Below are 15,856 nucleotides of genomic sequence, written 5' to 3' on the forward strand. Positions count from 1 at the left end.
CACAAATCACCCGAAAGGGTCGGCCTGCAGGCCCGGCATCACGTAGCGCCGCACGTGGGTGAGCACGGCGTCGGCGTCTTCCGGGTCCAGCGTGTCGCCCGGCACGGTGGCAAGCGAAATGATCACACGCGCAACCCATTCCGACGCCTCAGCGATGTTGGTGTCCGGGTGGACCTCGCCGCGATCGTGGGCCGCGACGAGATAGCGGGACCAGAAATCCGCCAGATCGGGTACCAGTCCCTGGACGCCCGCGCCTGCGCACGCCGCGAACTCCTCGGGCTCTTCCATCCGCAGCTTCATCAGTAGCGCGCCGGGGTCGTCGTACGCCGTGCGGGCGTGGCGGATGCCCAACGCCATCTGTCGGTCCAGGCCCTTGACCTGCTCGAGCATCGCGTGCGCGTCAGACCAGTACGCCTCGTTAAGCCGCACGATCGCCGCTCCGAGCAGCGTGACCTTGTCCGGGAAGTGGCGATACAGCCATCCCCGTGACACCCCGGCGACCTCGGCCACCTCCGACACCGTCGTCGCGCGGATGCCCTTCGCGCGCATACACACCTCGGCCGCGTCGATCAGCCGGTCGCGGACGGTTTTGGTGGCTGTCCCGGTCGTCACCTGGGCATTGTGGCACGGTGGACCGGTTGCCGAACGTGGGTTGCCAGCCCGCCGGAGAGCATCGGTAACCGGCCAGGAATAGTGGCCCCGTCGCACGCGTTTAGGCCGTTGGCGGTTGACCTGGCATAATGGCGCCGACACCCTCGGTCCCGGTTCACGCCGAAACCTCCTGGTCAACGGGGAGGGGCGACCCGGGGCCCACGATTGAAGAGGAAACCATGAAATCAGGTATTCACCCTGACTATGTCGAGACCACGGTGCACTGTGGCTGCGGCAACACGTTCACCACGCGCAGCACCAAGGCCGGCGGACAGATCCACGTCGAGGTCTGCTCGCAGTGCCACCCGTTCTATACCGGCAAGCAGAAGATCCTCGACAGCGGTGGCCGCGTGGCCCGCTTCGAGAAGCGGTACGGCAAGCGCAAGGCCGGCGCCAACGGCGCTGACAAGGCTGCCGACAACTAGCTGACTTTCCGACGCCCGATGCTGCGCGTGAGCGCAGGCCGGGCGTCGGTTTGCGTTCAGCGAAAGTCAGTGCGCTTCACGGAAGGAGGACGGCATGGCCGACACAGCGCCCGCGATCGAAGCGTTGCTCGCCGAGCATGCCGACCTCGAGCGTCAACTCTCGGACCCCAACCTGCACGCGGATGCCGCCGCCGCCCGTAAGGTCGGCCGACGGTTCGCCCAGGTGTCGCCGATCGTGTCGACCTACCGCAAGCTCGAGGCCGCCCGCGGCGACCTCGAAGCCGCGCGCGAGCTGGCTGCCGACGACGAGTCCTTCGTCGACGAGGTGGCCGAGCTGGAGAAGACCGTCGAGCAGCTCGACAACCAGCTGACCGATCTGCTCGCGCCCCGTGACCCCCACGACCCCGACGACATCGTCCTCGAGGTCAAGTCCGGAGAAGGTGGCGAGGAGTCGGCGCTGTTCGCCGCCGATCTGGCGAGGATGTACATCCGGTACGCCGAGCGGCACGGCTGGACGGTCACCATCCTCGACGAGACCACCTCGGACCTCGGTGGCTACAAGGACGCGACGCTGTCGATCAGGAGCAAGGGCGACTCGGCCGACGGTGTGTGGTCGCGGCTCAAGTTCGAGGGCGGGGTCCATCGCGTGCAGCGCGTTCCGGTGACCGAGTCGCAGGGCCGCGTGCACACCTCGGCGGCCGGCGTGCTCGTCTACCCCGAACCCGAAGAGATCGAGGAAGTCCAGATCGACGAGTCGGATCTGCGCATCGACGTGTACCGCTCGTCTGGTAAAGGCGGCCAGGGCGTCAACACCACCGACTCCGCCGTGCGCATCACGCATCTGCCCACCGGCATCGTCGTCACCTGCCAGAACGAGCGCTCCCAGCTGCAGAACAAGGCCCGCGCCATGCAGGTGCTGGCCGCACGCCTGCAGGCCCTCGCCGAGGAGCAAGCGCAGGCCGACGCATCCGCGGACCGCGCCAGCCAGATCCGCACCGTCGACCGCAGCGAGCGGATCCGCACCTACAACTTCCCCGAGAACCGGATCGCCGATCACCGGATCAACTTCAAGGCGCACAACCTCGACCAGGTGCTCGATGGTGACCTCGACCCGCTGTTCGACGCGCTGGCCGCCGCCGACAAGCAGTCTCGACTGCAGATCACATGACCCGGTTCGGCCGGGGGCCGGCATGCACGCCCCTCCGCCAGGCCATCGATGCCGCCGCGGCGGTATTGGACAAGGCGGGCGTCGGGTCTCCGAAAGCGGACGCCGAACTCCTCGCCGCGCACGCCGCAGGCGTCGACCGCGGGCGGTTGCCATTCCTCGAGCCCGGACCCGACTTCTTCGAACGGTATGACGCCCTCGTCGCTGAGCGCGTCACGCGAAAGCCGCTGCAACACATCGTCGGAACTGCCGCCTTCGGACCCGTCACCGTCGAGGTCGGACCCGGTGTGTTCATTCCGCGTCCCGAAACCGAAGCGATGCTGGAATGGGCTGTCGCGCAACCACTATCGCAGGAGCCCTTGATCGTCGATCTGTGCACCGGCACTGGCGCGCTGGCTTTCGCGCTGTCGAAGCACTGGCCCGACGCCCGCATCATCGCCGTCGACGATTCCGAGAGCGCGCTGGAGTACGCCGAGAGAAACCTCGCCGGCACCGGCATCGAACTGATCCGGGCCGACGTCACCGACCCGGGACTGCTGCCCACACTCGACGGCTCCGTCGACCTACTTGTGGCCAATCCGCCCTACATTCCCGACGGCGCAACCTTGGAACCTGAAGTGGCCGACCATGATCCGCCGCATGCGCTCTTCGGCGGCCCGGACGGAATGGCCGTCATCGACGCGATCGCGGAACTGGCGGCCAGGTGGCTACGCATCGGCGGCCGCTGCGCCGTCGAGCACGACGACACCACCTCGGAACAGACGGTTGAAGCCTTCACTCGGGCAGGGCGATTCGACGACGTGATCGGGCGACGCGACCTGACGGGACGACCCCGGTTCGTCACCGCGGTGCGGTGCCGGTGAGATGCTGGATTCATGACGGAACTGTTCGACTGTCGCGACGAGCAGACGCGGGCGATCGGAATCGCCTCGGCCGTCAGTGCCGTCAAGGGCGGCAGCCTGGTGGTGATGCCGACCGACACGGTCTACGGCATCGGCGCCGACGCCTTCGACCGCGAGGCCGTTTCGGCGTTGCTTTCGGCCAAGGGCCGCGGTCGTGACATGCCTGTGCCGGTGCTCGTCGGTTCCTGGCACACGATCGAGGGCCTGGTGTACTCCGTACCGGACACCGTCCGTGAACTCATCCGCGCGTTCTGGCCCGGCGCGCTGAGTCTGGTCGTGCGGCAGGCGCCGTCGCTGCAATGGGACCTCGGCGATGCGCAGGGGACCGTCATGGTGCGGATGCCCCTGCACCCCGTGGCCATCGAATTGCTTCGTGAGGTGGGGCCGATGGCGGTGTCGAGTGCGAACATCTCGGGCAGGCCCGCCGCGGTCACCGCGCAGGAGGCGCGCGACCAACTCGGCGATCTCGTCGAGGTCTACCTCGATTCTGGGCCGTCGCAACAACAGGCGGCGTCGACGATCCTTGACCTCACCGGCGCACAGCCGCGGGTGCTGCGGCAGGGACCAGTAACGGTCGACGCGCTGGCGAAGGTACTCGATGTGGACCCCTCGACACTGACGGATTGATCAGGGCAACGTGACATACGGTTCATCGGTGGGCTACGCGGCAGACACTCTGCTGGCGCTCAACGATCGCGGCGCCGGTGTGCCGCTGCGCGAACTCGCACTCGTCGGCCTGACCGCGGCCATCATCACGTACTTCGCCACCGGGTGGGTGCGGGTCCTGGCCCGCCGACTCGGTGCCGTGGCCTACCCCCGTGAACGCGACGTCCATCTGCAGCCGACGCCGCGGATGGGCGGGCTGGCCATGTACATCGGCGTGGTGGCCGCGGTTCTGCTGGCATCCCAACTTCCGGCGCTGACCCGGGGCTTCGTGTATTCCTCGGGCATGCCCGCGGTCGTCGTGGCGGGCGGCCTCATCATGGCCATCGGTCTGATCGACGACAGGTGGGGACTGGACGCGCTGACGAAGTTCGCCGGCCAGATCACCGCCGCCAGCGTGCTCGTCACGATGGGCGTCGCCTGGAGCGTGCTGTACATCCCCGGCGTCGGCACCATCGTGCTGGACCAGGTGTCGTCGATCCTGCTGACGCTGGCGCTCACCGTCGCGATCGTGAACGCCATGAACTTCGTCGACGGGCTCGACGGTCTCGCCGCCGGACTCGGCCTCATCACGGCGTCGGCGATCTGCATCTTCTCCATCGGACTGCTGCGCGATCACGGCGGCGACGTCCTGTTCTATCCGCCCGCCGTCATCTCGGTGGTGCTCGCCGGGGCGTGTCTGGGCTTCCTGCCGCACAACTTCCATCCCGCGAAGATCTTCATGGGCGACTCGGGCTCGATGCTGATCGGGTTGATGCTCGCCGCCGCCTCGACGACTGCGGCGGGGCCGATTTCGCAGACCGCGTACGGCGCACGGGATGTGTTCGCGTTGTTGTCGCCGTTCCTGTTGGTCATCGCCGTGTTGTTCGTGCCCGCACTGGACATGTTGTTGGCGATCGTGCGGCGGACGCGTGCGGGCCGTAGCCCGTTCAGTCCCGACAAGATGCACCTGCACCACCGGCTGCTGCAGATCGGTCATTCGCACCGACGGGTCGTGTTGGTGATCTACCTGTGGGTGGGCATCGTCGCACTGGGGGCGGCGAGCACGATCTTCTTCGATCCGCGCTACTCCGGTGCGGTGATGCTGGCCGCGATTGTGGTCGCCATCGTGGTCACTCTCGTCCCGCTGCTGCGCCGCCGAAACGGCCAACTGGACGAAATGTACGACAAAAAGTAGTAGACGTGTTTTATGGCCCTCACCATGTGTTAGGGTTCAGCTAGAACCCGAAAAAACCTCGCGGGTTGCCGGCCTCCGGGCCATCGGCTAACCACCGACTGGCGCGGAAAAACGACCGACATAGGGAGCGACCCCAGGGTGATTCCAGTGAGCTCGATGCCCTCCGATACGCTCGGGGCGCCACTCACAGGAACATTGGGATCATTCGGGAAACTTCCTCTGACCGCGGGATCGAGGTGAAGCAGTGACGACGCCAGCGCATGACGCGCCGTTGGTGTTTCCGTCCGTAGCCTTCCGGCCGTTGCGGTTGCTCGTTGTCTCCGTTGCGCTCACCGCTGTTGCGGTCACCGCCTCCTGGCTCACCGGCCACCCACTCTTCGGCGTTTTCTTCGGAGTCGGACTGGGTCTTGGTCTGGTCAACGCCATTCTGGTCAAGCGTGCCGTCGAGGCGATCACGGCCGAAGAACACCCGCTGAAAAAGAAGATGGCGCTGAACTCCGCCAGCCGGCTGCTGGTGATCTCCGCTGTCGCGCTCGGGATCGCGTTCTTCTTCAGGAACAACGGTGGACTTGGTGTTTTGTTCGGGCTCGCGGTATTCCAGGCGCTGCTGGTGATGAGCACCAGCATTCCGGTGCTGAAGAAGATCCGAACCGATGGTCTGGATTACGTGGACACGGATTCGAAGGGTTGAGCAGGCTTTCATGAACTGGGCTACGACAGGGACGTCGGAGATCGTTCTCGCTGCTGAGGAAGAAGGCGGCGCGACCATCCACGTCGGCCATCACTCGTTGGTGTTCGAGTTGTTCGGAATGACGTTCAACGGTGACACCATCCTGGCCACCGGTATCACCGCGCTGATCGTCATCGCCCTGGCGTTCGTCCTGCGGGCCAAGGTCACGTCGACCGGCGTTCCCGGCGGCGTGCAGCTGTTCTGGGAAGCGCTGACCATCCAGATGCGCAATCAGATCGAGAGCGCCATCGGCATGAAGGTCGCTCCGTTCGTGCTGCCGCTCGCGATCGCGATCTTCGTCTTCATCCTCATCTCGAACTGGCTGGCGGTGCTGCCGTTGCAATACGGCGGGGCCGACGGGGCCGCGGCCGAGCTGTACAAGCCGCCGGCATCGGACATCAACTTCGTCCTTGCGCTCGCCCTGTTCGTGTTCGTCTGCTACCACGCGGCAGGGTTCTGGCGGCGCGGCATCATCGGTCACCCGGTGAAGCTGCTGAAGGGTCACGTCGCACTTCTGGCGCCCATCAACATCGTCGAGGAGCTGGCCAAGCCGATCTCGTTGGCACTCCGACTTTTTGGCAACATCTTCGCGGGCGGCATCCTGGTGGCGCTGATCGCGATGTTCCCCTGGTACATCCAGTGGGCGCCCAATGCCATCTGGAAGACGTTCGACCTTTTCGTCGGCCTCATCCAGGCGTTCATCTTCTCGCTGCTGACGATCCTGTACTTCAGCCAGTCGATGGAGCTCGACCACGACGATCACTGAGAGTTCAACCGAGAACAACTGAAACTTGTAGCACCAACGAGCACGGACTCTGGCGGCTCGACCGTCAGTTATCAAGGAGGATAAAGGAAATGGAACTCGACCCGAACGCCATCATCACGGCGGGCGCGCTCATCGGCGGTGGAATCATCATGGGTGGCGGCGCCATCGGCGCCGGTATCGGCGACGGCATCGCGGGTAACGCGCTGATCGCGGGTATCGCTCGCCAGCCCGAGGCCCAGGGCCGGCTGTTCACCCCGTTCTTCATCACCGTCGGTCTGGTCGAGGCGGCGTACTTCATCAACCTGGCCTTCATGGCGCTGTTCGTCTTCGCCACGCCCGGCTTGATCCAGAAGTAGTCATTCGTCGCTCATGACCGAACTGACCACGACGATCCTCGCTGCCGAGGAAGGTGGGGGACAGAGCAACTTTCTGATCCCCAACGGCACCTTCTTCGCAGTGCTGCTCATCTTCCTGATCACTCTCGCGGTGATCTGGAAATGGGTGGTGCCTCCGGTCGGCCAGGTCCTCGCCGCACGGGAAGCGATGCTGGCGAAGACGGCGGCCGACAACCGCAAGTCGGCTGAGCAACTGGCGGCCGCTGAGGCCGACTTCGAAGCGAAGATGGCCGGTGCGCGTAGTGAAGCGTCGGCCATCCGTGACGAGGCTCGGACGGCAGGCCGGAAAGTCATCGACGAGAAGCGCGCGGCGGCGAGCACCGAGGTCGCCGACACCCTGCACGAAGCCGAACAGCGGCTGTCCGAGCAGGGTGCGGCAACGCAGACGGAGCTGTATTCGTCGGTCGACGGCCTGGCCGCCACGCTGGCGAGCAAGATTCTCGGCGTCGACGTGAAACCAGGTGGGAAGCAATAGATGTCGACTTTCATCGGCCAGCTGATCGGCTTCGCGGTCATCGTCTTCATCCTCATGAAGTGGGTCGTTCCGCTGGTGCGCGACATGATGCGCAAGCAGCAGGACGCGATTCGCGCCGCTCTCGCCGAGAGCGCTGAGGCGGCGAAGAAGCTCGAAGACGCCGACGCGATGCACGCCAGGGCGGTCGAGGATGCCAAGGCCGAATCGGCCAGGGTGACCGAAGAGGCGCGTCAGGATTCGGAGCGCATCGTCGCGCAGCTGCAGGAGCAGGCGGGCCTCGATGCCGAACGGATCAAAGCCCAAGGCGCACAACAGGTTCAGCTGCTTCGGCAGCAGGTGATCCGGCAGCTGCGCGCCGGGCTCGGTGAGGGGTCGGTACAGAAAGCCGCCGAAATCGTGCGTCAGCACGTCGCCGATCCCGCCGCCCAGGCCGCGACGGTCGACCGCTTCCTCGACGACCTCGACAGCATGTCGTCGTCGACCGCGGTGATCGAGACCGGGGCATCGGCGCGGCTGCGTGCCGCCAGCAGGCAGGCGATGGCGACGTTGACGGAGGAGTTCGACTCGGTCGCGGGCCGGCTGCGCGAATCCGGTCTGACGACCTTGGCCGACGAATTGGCTTCCGTGGTCACGCTTCTCGTGAATGAGCCGATCCTGACCCGTCACCTCGCAGAGCCCAGCGACAATCCGCAGGCGAAGATCGCTCTCGTCGATCGGCTGCTGGCGGACAAGCTGGACACCCACACCCTCGAGCTTCTGCGGACAGCGGTTTCGCAGCGCTGGTCGGCAGACGCCGACCTGCTCGCAGGCATCGAACACATCGCACGGCTGGCGCTCCTCAAGCTCGCCGAACTCAACGATGAAGTGGACGAGGTCGAGGACCAGCTGTTCCGGTTCGGCCGCATCCTCGATGCCGAGCCGCGGCTATCGACCCTGCTGAGCGACTACACCGCGCCGGTCGAGGGCCGAGTCGCCTTGCTGAACAAGGTGCTCGGAGGCGAAGGCGTCAACCAGACGGCCAAGGCGCTGCTCACCCAGACGGTGCGCCTGCTCCGCGGCGAGCGTGCCGACGAGGCCGTCCTCGATCTGGCCGAACTGGCCGTGGCACGTCGTGGCGAGATCGTCGCCCACGTCACCGCCGCGGCGGAGCTGTCCGACGCGCAGCGCACCCGGCTGACCGAGGTGCTCACCCGGATTTACGGGCACCCCGTCGCTGTGCAGCTTCACGTCGACCCCGAACTGCTCGGTGGCCTCTCCGTCACCGTCGGCGACGAGGTGATCGACGGATCGATCGCCTCCCGGCTGGCGGCCGCTGAGAGCCAGCTGCCGGACTGACCGAAACACAACCAGACCACCCGTTAACGCAAGGTAGGAAGACGAAAAACCATGGCAGAGTTGACCATCTCCGCTGCTGACATCGAAGGTGCCATCGAGGATTACGTATCCTCGTTTTCCGCCGAGACGGAGCGGGAAGAGATCGGCACCGTCGTCGATGCCGGTGACGGCATCGCCCACGTCGAGGGTCTGCCCTCGGTCATGACCCAGGAGCTGCTCGAGTTCGAAGGCGGCGTGCTCGGTGTGGCGCTGAACCTCGACGAGCACAGCGTCGGCGCCGTGATCCTCGGCGAGTTCGAGAAGATCGAAGAGGGCCAGCAGGTCAAGCGGACGGGCCAGGTGCTGTCGGTGCCCGTCGGCGATGCGTTCCTCGGCCGCGTCGTCAACCCACTGGGTCAGCCGATCGACGGTCAGGGCGACATCGAGTCCGAGACCCGCCGCGCCCTCGAACTGCAGGCGCCGTCCGTGGTTCAGCGGCAGGGTGTTTCGGAGCCGCTGCAGACCGGTATCAAGGCCATCGACTCGATGACGCCGATCGGCCGCGGCCAGCGCCAGCTGATCATCGGTGACCGCAAGACCGGTAAGACCGCCGTCTGCGTTGACACCATCCTCAACCAGCGCGAGGCCTGGGCAACCGGCGATCCCACGCAGCAAGTGCGTTGTGTCTACGTCGCGATCGGCCAGAAGGGCACCACGATCGCCAGCGTGAAGCGCGCACTCGAAGAGGGCGGCGCGATGGAGTACACCACCATCGTCGCGGCACCCGCTTCCGACGCTGCCGGCTTCAAATGGCTTGCGCCCTACACCGGTTCGGCCATCGGCCAGCACTGGATGTACGACGGCAAGCACGTCCTGATCGTGTTCGACGACCTCTCCAAGCAGGCCGACGCCTACCGCGCGATCTCGCTGCTGCTGCGTCGTCCGCCGGGCCGCGAGGCGTTCCCCGGTGACGTGTTCTATCTGCACTCGCGGCTGCTCGAGCGCTGCGCGAAGCTGTCCGACGAGCTCGGCGGTGGTTCGATGACCGGCCTGCCGATCATCGAGACCAAGGCCAACGACATCTCGGCGTTCATCCCCACGAACGTCATCTCGATCACCGACGGCCAGTGCTTCCTCGAGTCCGACCTGTTCAACCAGGGTGTGCGACCGGCCATCAACGTCGGCGTCTCGGTGTCCCGCGTCGGTGGCGCCGCGCAGATCAAGGCGATGAAAGAGGTTGCCGGTTCACTGCGTCTGGAGCTTTCGCAGTACCGCGAGCTCGAAGCGTTCGCCGCGTTCGCCTCGGATCTCGACGCTGCCTCCAAGGCGCAGCTGGACCGTGGTGCGCGTCTGGTCGAGCTGCTCAAGCAGCCGCAGTACACGCCTTATCCGGTCGAGGATCAGGTCGTCGCGATCTTCCTCGGCACGGGTGGTCACCTGGATTCCGTTCCGGTCGAGGACGTCGCACGTTTCGAGGCTGAACTGCTCGAGCACGTCAAGGCCTCGCACGACGAGATCCTCAAGGAGATCCGCGAGACCAAGAAGCTCTCCGAAGAGGCGGAAGCGAAGCTCTCCGACGTCATCAACGAGTTCAAGAAGGGCTTCGCGGCCAGCGACGGCAGCTCGGTCGTGGTGAACGACCCCGAGGCCGAGGCGATGGACGAAGAAGAGGTCGAGAAGGAAACCGTCAAGGTCCGCAAGCCGGCAGGCAAGAAGTAGACGGAAAAGGCCGAGAAGGGGTCTGGAGAAGCTAGATGGCTGCAACACTGCGCGAGCTACGCGGGCGCATCCGTTCCGCCGGGTCGATCAAGAAGATCACCAAGGCCCAGGAACTGATCGCCACGTCGCGGATCGCCAAGGCGCAGGCCCGAGTTGAGGCCGCCCGGCCCTACTCGACCGAGATCACCAACATGCTCACCGAGCTCGCCAGCGCCAGCGCCCTGGATCACCCACTGCTGGTTTCGCGGGAGAACCCGAAGCGGGCCGGCGTGCTTGTGGTGTCGTCGGACCGCGGTCTGTGCGGCGCCTACAACGCCAACGTGCTGCGCCAGTCCGAGGAGCTCTTCGCGCTGTTGCGCGAGGAGGGCAAGAGTCCGGTGCTCTACACGGTCGGCCGGAAGGCGTTGGGGTACTTCAGCTTCCGCCAACGCCCCGTCGTGGAGTCGTGGACCGGATTCTCGGAGCGGCCGACGTACGAGAATGCCCGTGAGATCGCCGAGACGTTGGTGACGGCCTTCATGGCGGGCGCCGACGACGAGGGTGATGACCCGGGCGGAGACGGCATCCTCGGGGTGGACGAACTGCACATCGTGTTCACCGAGTTCCGGTCGATGCTGTCGCAGACTTCCGTCGCGCGACGCATCGCCCCGATGGTGGTCGAATACGTCGAGGACGAGACGCCCGAGGGCGGCCCGCACACACTGTTCTCGTTCGAGCCCGACGCCGAGACGTTGTTCGACAACCTGTTGCCGCGCTACGTGGCCACCCGCGTGTACGCCGCCCTGCTGGAGGCGGCAGCTTCGGAATCGGCGTCGCGGCGCCGTGCGATGAAGTCGGCCACCGACAACGCCGACGATCTGATCAAGGCACTGACGCTCGCGGCCAACCGTGAACGCCAGGCGCAGATCACCCAGGAAATCAGCGAGATCGTCGGCGGCGCCAACGCGCTGGCCGACGCGAAGTAGACCCCGTAGGAAGCGAAGAGAGAAATGACTGCTACCGCAGAAAAGACCGCAGGTCGCGTCGTCCGCATCACCGGCCCGGTTGTCGACGTCGAATTCCCGCGCGGCGCCGTACCCGAGTTGTTCAACGCGCTGCACGCCGAGATCAGCTTCAAGGATCTCGCGAAGACGTTGACGCTCGAGGTTGCCCAGCACCTCGGTGACGGCCTTGTGCGCTGCATCTCGATGCAGCCCACCGACGGCCTCGTTCGTGGGGTCGAGGTGACCGACACCGGTCGCTCCATCTCCGTGCCTGTCGGCGACGGCGTCAAGGGTCACGTGTTCAACGCGCTCGGTGACTGCCTCGACGATCCCGGCTACGGCAAGGATTTCGAGCACTGGTCGATCCACCGCAAGCCGCCGGCCTTCGCCGACCTCGAGCCTCGCACCGAGATGCTGGAGACCGGCCTCAAGGTCGTCGACCTGCTCACCCCGTACGTGCGCGGCGGCAAGATCGCCCTGTTCGGCGGCGCGGGCGTGGGTAAGACGGTGCTCATCCAGGAGATGATCAACCGCATCGCCCGCAACTTCGGTGGTACCTCGGTGTTCGCCGGCGTGGGTGAGCGCACCCGTGAGGGCAACGACCTGTGGGTTGAGCTGGCGGACGCCAACGTGCTCAAGGACACCGCCCTGGTGTTCGGCCAGATGGACGAGCCGCCGGGCACCCGTATGCGCGTCGCCCTTTCGGCGCTGACCATGGCGGAGTACTTCCGCGATGAGCAGGGCCAGGACGTGCTGTTGTTCATCGACAACATCTTCCGCTTCACGCAGGCCGGTTCCGAGGTGTCGACGCTGCTCGGTCGTATGCCTTCGGCGGTGGGTTACCAGCCCACCCTGGCCGACGAGATGGGTGAGCTCCAGGAGCGCATCACCTCGACCCGTGGTCGGTCCATCACCTCGATGCAGGCCGTGTACGTGCCCGCGGACGACTACACCGACCCGGCCCCGGCGACCACGTTCGCCCACCTCGACGCCACCACGGAGCTTTCGCGTGCGGTGTTCTCGAAGGGCATCTTCCCGGCGGTGGACCCGCTGGCGTCGAGCTCGACGATCCTCGACCCCGCGGTCGTGGGCGACGAGCACTACCGCGTGGCGCAGGAGGTCATCCGAATCCTGCAGCGCTACAAGGACCTTCAGGACATCATCGCGATCCTCGGTATCGACGAGCTCTCCGAAGAGGACAAGCAGCTGGTGAACCGGGCGCGTCGTATCGAGCGCTTCCTGAGCCAGAACATGATGGCGGCCGAGCAGTTCACCGGTCAGCCGGGCTCGACGGTGCCGCTGAAGGAGACAGTCGAGGCGTTCGACAAGCTGACCAAGGGCGATTTCGACCACCTGCCCGAGCAGGCGTTCTTCCTCATCGGCGGTCTCGAGGATCTGGCGAAGAAGGCCGAGAGCCTGGGCGCCAAGATCGAGAAGAGCGGTGGCGGCGACGGTGCGCCGACGACGGCCGCCAAGAGCGAGGACAGCTAGCGCATGGCCGAGATGACGGTCGAGATCGTCGCCGTCGAGCGCGAACTCTGGTCGGGTGACGCGACTTTCGTGTTCACCCGTACCACCGCCGGCGAGATCGGCATCCTGCCGCACCACATTCCGCTGGTGGCCCAACTCGTCGACGATGCGATGGTGCGCGTCGAACGTGAAGGGGAGGACGATCTTCGGATCGCCGTCGACGGCGGCTTTCTCTCGGTCACCGAGAAGACGGTGCGGATCCTCGTCGAGAACGCGGAGTTCGAGTCAGAGATCAACGCCGACAGCGCAAAGCAGGATGCCGAGTCCGAGGACGAGCGCACGGCTGCATGGGGCAGGGCGCGTCTACGCGCTCTAGGCCAGATCGACTAGGCGCCGATGAGCGTGCCCATGTTCCTCATGGTCGCGCTCGTTGGTGTGCTGCTGGTGGTCGTCGTCATGATGTGCTACCGGCTGTGGAAGCTCCGGCAGGTTGGCGGTACCGCCGCGATCCTGCGCGATGTTCCCGCGGTCGGTGGTCACGGATGGCGCCACGGCGTAATGCGATACCGCGGTGGGGAAGCCGGCTTCTACCGGTTGTCCAGTATTCGATGGTGGCCGGACCGCACGTTGAGCCGCCGAGGGTTGGAGATCGTTTCGCGGCGGTCGCCGCGCGGCGACGAATTCGACATCATGACCGACGAGATCGTCATCCTCGAGATTCGGGATAACAGCCCCGAGCGCCGACGGGGATACGAGGTGGCACTCGACCGCGGGGCCTTGACGGCGTTCTTGTCCTGGGTTGAGTCGAGACCGTCCCCGCGGGCGCGACGTCGCACGTCCTAACCCGTTGCGGGACCGCCCGGTTGCCACAGCACGTCGCCGTCCGGGTTGGCCACCCGGGACAGGATGAACAGCAGATCCGACAGCCGGTTCAGGTACTTGGCCGGCAGCACGCTGATGGACTCTCCGTGAATCTCGACTGCCGCCCACGCCGACCGTTCGGCCCGGCGGGCGACCGTGCGGGCCACATGCAGCAGTGCAGATAGAGGCGAACCGCCGGGCAACACAAACGAATTCAGCGGGGGCAACGGCTCGTTGAACTCGTCGCACCAGGCCTCGAGCCGGTCGATGTAGCTCTGCGAGATGCGCAGCGGCGGGTGCTCCGGCTCCTCGACCACCGGGGTGGACAGGTCGGCGCCGGCGTCGAAGAGGTCGTTCTGAATCTGCCTGAGCACCTTCAGAATCTGCTCGGGCGGATCTCCGAGGGCGACCGCGACGCCGATGGCGGCATTGGTCTCGTCGCAATCCGCGTACGCCGCCAGCCGGGCGTCGTTCTTCGACACCCTGCTGAAATCGCTCAAGCCGGTGGTTCCGTCATCGCCCGTACGTGTGTAGATGCGGGTCAGATGAACAGCCATGGTGAAACGGTACCGGAGATGTGGCCAAGGAAACTGACATGGCTGACGGCGCTGTTTACACTGACCCGCGTGAGCGAGCGATTCGTGGTAACCGGTGGAAATCGGTTATCGGGCGAAGTTGCCGTCGGGGGGGCGAAGAACAGTGTCCTGAAGCTGATGGCGGCATCGCTGCTGGCTGAGGGCACAAGCACGATCACCAACTGCCCCGACATTCTGGACGTGCCGCTGATGGCGGAGGTCCTCCGGGGGCTGGGGGCGACCGTCGAACTCGAGGGCGACGTCGTCCGGATCACCTCGCCGGATGAGCCCAAATACGACGCCGACTTCGCCGCGGTTCGGCAGTTCCGGGCGTCGGTCTGCGTCCTGGGTCCGCTGGTCGGTCGGTGCAAGCGGGCCAAGGTGGCCCTGCCCGGCGGCGATGCCATCGGGTCCCGACCCCTCGACATGCATCAGGCCGGTCTGCGCCAGCTTGGCGCGCGGTGCAACATCGAGCACGGGTGCGTCGTCGCCGAAGCGGATCATCTGCGGGGCGCGGAGATTCAGCTGGAATTCCCGTCCGTCGGTGCGACCGAGAACATCCTGATGGCCGCGGTCGTCGCCGAGGGCGTGACGACCATTCACAATGCGGCACGCGAGCCCGACGTCGTCGATCTGTGCACGATGCTCAACCAGATGGGTGCCCAGATCTCAGGCGCCGGGACGTCGACGATGACGATCACCGGCGTCGACCGGCTCTATCCAACTGAGCACCGGGTGATCGGCGACCGCATCGTCGCGGCGACATGGGGCATTGCGGCGGCGATGACCCGCGGCGATATATCGGTCACCGGCGTTGACCCCCAACACCTGCAGTTAGTGCTGCACAAGCTCCACGACGCCGGCGCGACCGTCACGCAGCACGACAATGGTTTCCGGGTCGTCCAGTACGAGCGGCCGAAGGCGGTCAACGTGGCGACCCTGCCGTTCCCGGGCTTCCCGACGGATCTGCAACCGATGGCCATCGGCCTGGCCTCCATCGCCGACGGCACATCGATGATTACCGAGAACGTGTTCGAGGCGCGGTTCCGCTTCGTCGAGGAGATGATCCGGCTGGGCGCCGACGCCCGTACGGACGGCCACCACGCGGTGGTGCGGGGGATTCCTCAGCTGTCCAGCGCGCCGGTGTGGTCGTCGGACATCCGGGCAGGCGCCGGATTGGTCCTGGCCGGGTTGGTCGCCGACGGCGATACAGAGGTGCACGACGTCTTCCACATTGACCGTGGTTACCCGCTGTTTGTGGAGAATTTGGTCAGCCTCGGCGCGGAGATCGAGCGGATCGCCTAGACCGGGCGGATCTCATTTGGGACTGGGCCGTCGGAGGCGTAGTCTTTAGCCCAGAAGCCAAGGGCCCCAGTCCAAATGGATTGGCGGACCGGGTTTGACCTCTCTGCCTCAGTGGAGTACAGTGGCAGGGTTGCCTGAAAACCGGGTGTGTTGTTTGAGAACTCAATAGTGTGTTTGGTGGTTTTTGTTTGTTGTTTTTTGTCCGCCTCTTTTTCCCGTTTAGGGGTGGATTTTTTGTGATGCCAGTTTTTGGTGTCTTGCTTGGTCAGATTGTCTCTGA

General features: G+C 65.6%; 18 protein-coding genes. 16 read left to right on the top strand and 2 right to left on the bottom strand.

Annotated features, from left to right (window positions below):
• Positions 1-6: 6 nt before the first annotated feature.
• Positions 7-549, bottom strand: coding sequence for a TetR/AcrR family transcriptional regulator (locus G6N43_RS10880; protein WP_407664907.1), 543 nt, complete (start codon positions 547-549; stop codon positions 7-9).
• Positions 550-830: 281 nt separating this feature from the next.
• On the opposite strand from G6N43_RS10880, the gene rpmE reads away from it, so the two are divergent.
• The 15 genes from rpmE to G6N43_RS10955 all read left to right on the top strand — a co-directional run bounded on the left by rpmE (position 831) and on the right by G6N43_RS10955 (position 13,678).
• Positions 831-1,076 (top strand): 50S ribosomal protein L31, encoded by a 246-nt coding sequence (rpmE, locus tag G6N43_RS10885; RefSeq protein WP_083157162.1) that lies wholly within the window; start codon positions 831-833, stop codon positions 1,074-1,076.
• Between the two features lie 94 nt (positions 1,077-1,170).
• Positions 1,171-2,244 carry a peptide chain release factor 1 gene (gene prfA, locus G6N43_RS10890; RefSeq protein ID WP_083157161.1) on the top strand — a complete coding sequence of 358 codons (1,074 nt, stop codon included), beginning with the start codon at positions 1,171-1,173 and terminating at the stop codon, positions 2,242-2,244.
• Positions 2,241-3,104: a peptide chain release factor N(5)-glutamine methyltransferase gene (gene prmC, locus G6N43_RS10895; RefSeq protein ID WP_083157160.1), complete on the top strand. Its 864-nt coding sequence runs from the start codon at positions 2,241-2,243 to the stop codon at positions 3,102-3,104. Before prfA ends, prmC begins: the two co-directional genes overlap by 4 nt.
• A gap of 12 nt (positions 3,105-3,116) precedes the next feature.
• Positions 3,117-3,770 (top strand): L-threonylcarbamoyladenylate synthase, encoded by a 654-nt coding sequence (locus G6N43_RS10900; RefSeq protein WP_083157159.1) that lies wholly within the window; start codon positions 3,117-3,119, stop codon positions 3,768-3,770.
• Positions 3,771-3,780: 10 nt separating this feature from the next.
• Complete coding sequence (locus G6N43_RS10905) at positions 3,781-4,983, top strand: glycosyltransferase family 4 protein (protein WP_083157158.1); 1,203 nt, start codon at positions 3,781-3,783, stop codon at positions 4,981-4,983.
• Between the two features lie 244 nt (positions 4,984-5,227).
• Positions 5,228-5,674: an ATP synthase subunit I gene (locus G6N43_RS10910; RefSeq protein WP_083157157.1), complete on the top strand. Its 447-nt coding sequence runs from the start codon at positions 5,228-5,230 to the stop codon at positions 5,672-5,674.
• A 10-nt stretch (positions 5,675-5,684) separates the two neighbouring features.
• Entirely contained in the window at positions 5,685-6,479 is a 795-nt protein-coding gene (atpB, locus tag G6N43_RS10915) for a F0F1 ATP synthase subunit A (protein WP_083157156.1), read from the top strand.
• Positions 6,480-6,568: 89 nt separating this feature from the next.
• Positions 6,569-6,835, top strand: coding sequence for a F0F1 ATP synthase subunit C (locus G6N43_RS10920; RefSeq protein WP_083157155.1), 267 nt, complete (start codon positions 6,569-6,571; stop codon positions 6,833-6,835).
• A 13-nt stretch (positions 6,836-6,848) separates the two neighbouring features.
• On the top strand, positions 6,849-7,349 hold the full coding sequence (locus G6N43_RS10925) for a F0F1 ATP synthase subunit B (protein ID WP_083157154.1): 501 nt from the start codon (positions 6,849-6,851) through the stop codon (positions 7,347-7,349).
• The gene (locus G6N43_RS10930) at positions 7,350-8,684 is read left to right on the top strand and encodes a F0F1 ATP synthase subunit B/delta (protein ID WP_083157153.1); all 1,335 of its coding nucleotides are present in this window, start codon (positions 7,350-7,352) and stop codon (positions 8,682-8,684) included.
• Positions 8,685-8,735: 51 nt separating this feature from the next.
• A complete protein-coding gene (atpA, locus tag G6N43_RS10935; RefSeq protein ID WP_083157152.1) occupies positions 8,736-10,382 on the top strand; it encodes a F0F1 ATP synthase subunit alpha in 1,647 nt (548 codons plus the stop codon).
• 35 nt (positions 10,383-10,417) lie between these two features.
• Positions 10,418-11,347 carry a F0F1 ATP synthase subunit gamma gene (locus G6N43_RS10940; protein WP_083157151.1) on the top strand — a complete coding sequence of 310 codons (930 nt, stop codon included), beginning with the start codon at positions 10,418-10,420 and terminating at the stop codon, positions 11,345-11,347.
• A 24-nt stretch (positions 11,348-11,371) separates the two neighbouring features.
• Positions 11,372-12,856, top strand: a complete 1,485-nt coding sequence (atpD, locus tag G6N43_RS10945) for a F0F1 ATP synthase subunit beta (RefSeq protein ID WP_083157150.1) — start codon at positions 11,372-11,374, stop codon at positions 12,854-12,856.
• A gap of 3 nt (positions 12,857-12,859) precedes the next feature.
• Entirely contained in the window at positions 12,860-13,225 is a 366-nt protein-coding gene (locus G6N43_RS10950) for a F0F1 ATP synthase subunit epsilon (RefSeq protein ID WP_083157149.1), read from the top strand.
• A gap of 6 nt (positions 13,226-13,231) precedes the next feature.
• Positions 13,232-13,678 carry a DUF2550 domain-containing protein gene (locus tag G6N43_RS10955; RefSeq protein ID WP_083157148.1) on the top strand — a complete coding sequence of 149 codons (447 nt, stop codon included), beginning with the start codon at positions 13,232-13,234 and terminating at the stop codon, positions 13,676-13,678.
• Here the strand turns inward: G6N43_RS10955 and G6N43_RS10960 are convergent.
• Positions 13,675-14,253, bottom strand: a complete 579-nt coding sequence (locus tag G6N43_RS10960) for a cob(I)yrinic acid a,c-diamide adenosyltransferase (protein WP_083157147.1) — start codon at positions 14,251-14,253, stop codon at positions 13,675-13,677. The genes G6N43_RS10955 and G6N43_RS10960 overlap by 4 nt on opposite strands.
• 69 nt (positions 14,254-14,322) lie before the next feature.
• Here G6N43_RS10960 and murA point away from each other — a divergent pair, with 69 nt between their 5' ends.
• On the top strand, positions 14,323-15,576 hold the full coding sequence (gene murA, locus G6N43_RS10965; protein ID WP_083157146.1) for a UDP-N-acetylglucosamine 1-carboxyvinyltransferase: 1,254 nt from the start codon (positions 14,323-14,325) through the stop codon (positions 15,574-15,576).
• The last annotated feature ends 280 nt before the right edge of the window (positions 15,577-15,856 follow it).

This window comes from Mycolicibacterium moriokaense (assembly GCF_010726085.1).
GTDB classification, from domain to species: domain Bacteria; phylum Actinomycetota; class Actinomycetes; order Mycobacteriales; family Mycobacteriaceae; genus Mycobacterium; species Mycobacterium moriokaense.

Coding starts and splice junctions, on each gene's coding strand:
- atpD (WP_083157150.1), top strand. CDS start 11,372: ATGACTGCTACCGCAGAAAAGACCGCAGGTCGCGTCGTCCGCATCACC.
- rpmE (WP_083157162.1), top strand. CDS start 831: ATGAAATCAGGTATTCACCCTGACTATGTCGAGACCACGGTGCACTGT.
- G6N43_RS10930 (WP_083157153.1), top strand. CDS start 7,350: ATGTCGACTTTCATCGGCCAGCTGATCGGCTTCGCGGTCATCGTCTTC.
- atpA (WP_083157152.1), top strand. CDS start 8,736: ATGGCAGAGTTGACCATCTCCGCTGCTGACATCGAAGGTGCCATCGAG.
- G6N43_RS10925 (WP_083157154.1), top strand. CDS start 6,849: ATGACCGAACTGACCACGACGATCCTCGCTGCCGAGGAAGGTGGGGGA.
- prmC (WP_083157160.1), top strand. CDS start 2,241: ATGACCCGGTTCGGCCGGGGGCCGGCATGCACGCCCCTCCGCCAGGCC.
- G6N43_RS10940 (WP_083157151.1), top strand. CDS start 10,418: ATGGCTGCAACACTGCGCGAGCTACGCGGGCGCATCCGTTCCGCCGGG.
- G6N43_RS10955 (WP_083157148.1), top strand. CDS start 13,232: ATGAGCGTGCCCATGTTCCTCATGGTCGCGCTCGTTGGTGTGCTGCTG.
- G6N43_RS10960 (WP_083157147.1), bottom strand. CDS start 14,253: ATGGCTGTTCATCTGACCCGCATCTACACACGTACGGGCGATGACGGA.
- G6N43_RS10950 (WP_083157149.1), top strand. CDS start 12,860: ATGGCCGAGATGACGGTCGAGATCGTCGCCGTCGAGCGCGAACTCTGG.
- prfA (WP_083157161.1), top strand. CDS start 1,171: ATGGCCGACACAGCGCCCGCGATCGAAGCGTTGCTCGCCGAGCATGCC.
- atpB (WP_083157156.1), top strand. CDS start 5,685: ATGAACTGGGCTACGACAGGGACGTCGGAGATCGTTCTCGCTGCTGAG.
- G6N43_RS10880 (WP_407664907.1), bottom strand. CDS start 549: ATGCGCGCGAAGGGCATCCGCGCGACGACGGTGTCGGAGGTGGCCGAG.
- G6N43_RS10920 (WP_083157155.1), top strand. CDS start 6,569: ATGGAACTCGACCCGAACGCCATCATCACGGCGGGCGCGCTCATCGGC.
- G6N43_RS10900 (WP_083157159.1), top strand. CDS start 3,117: ATGACGGAACTGTTCGACTGTCGCGACGAGCAGACGCGGGCGATCGGA.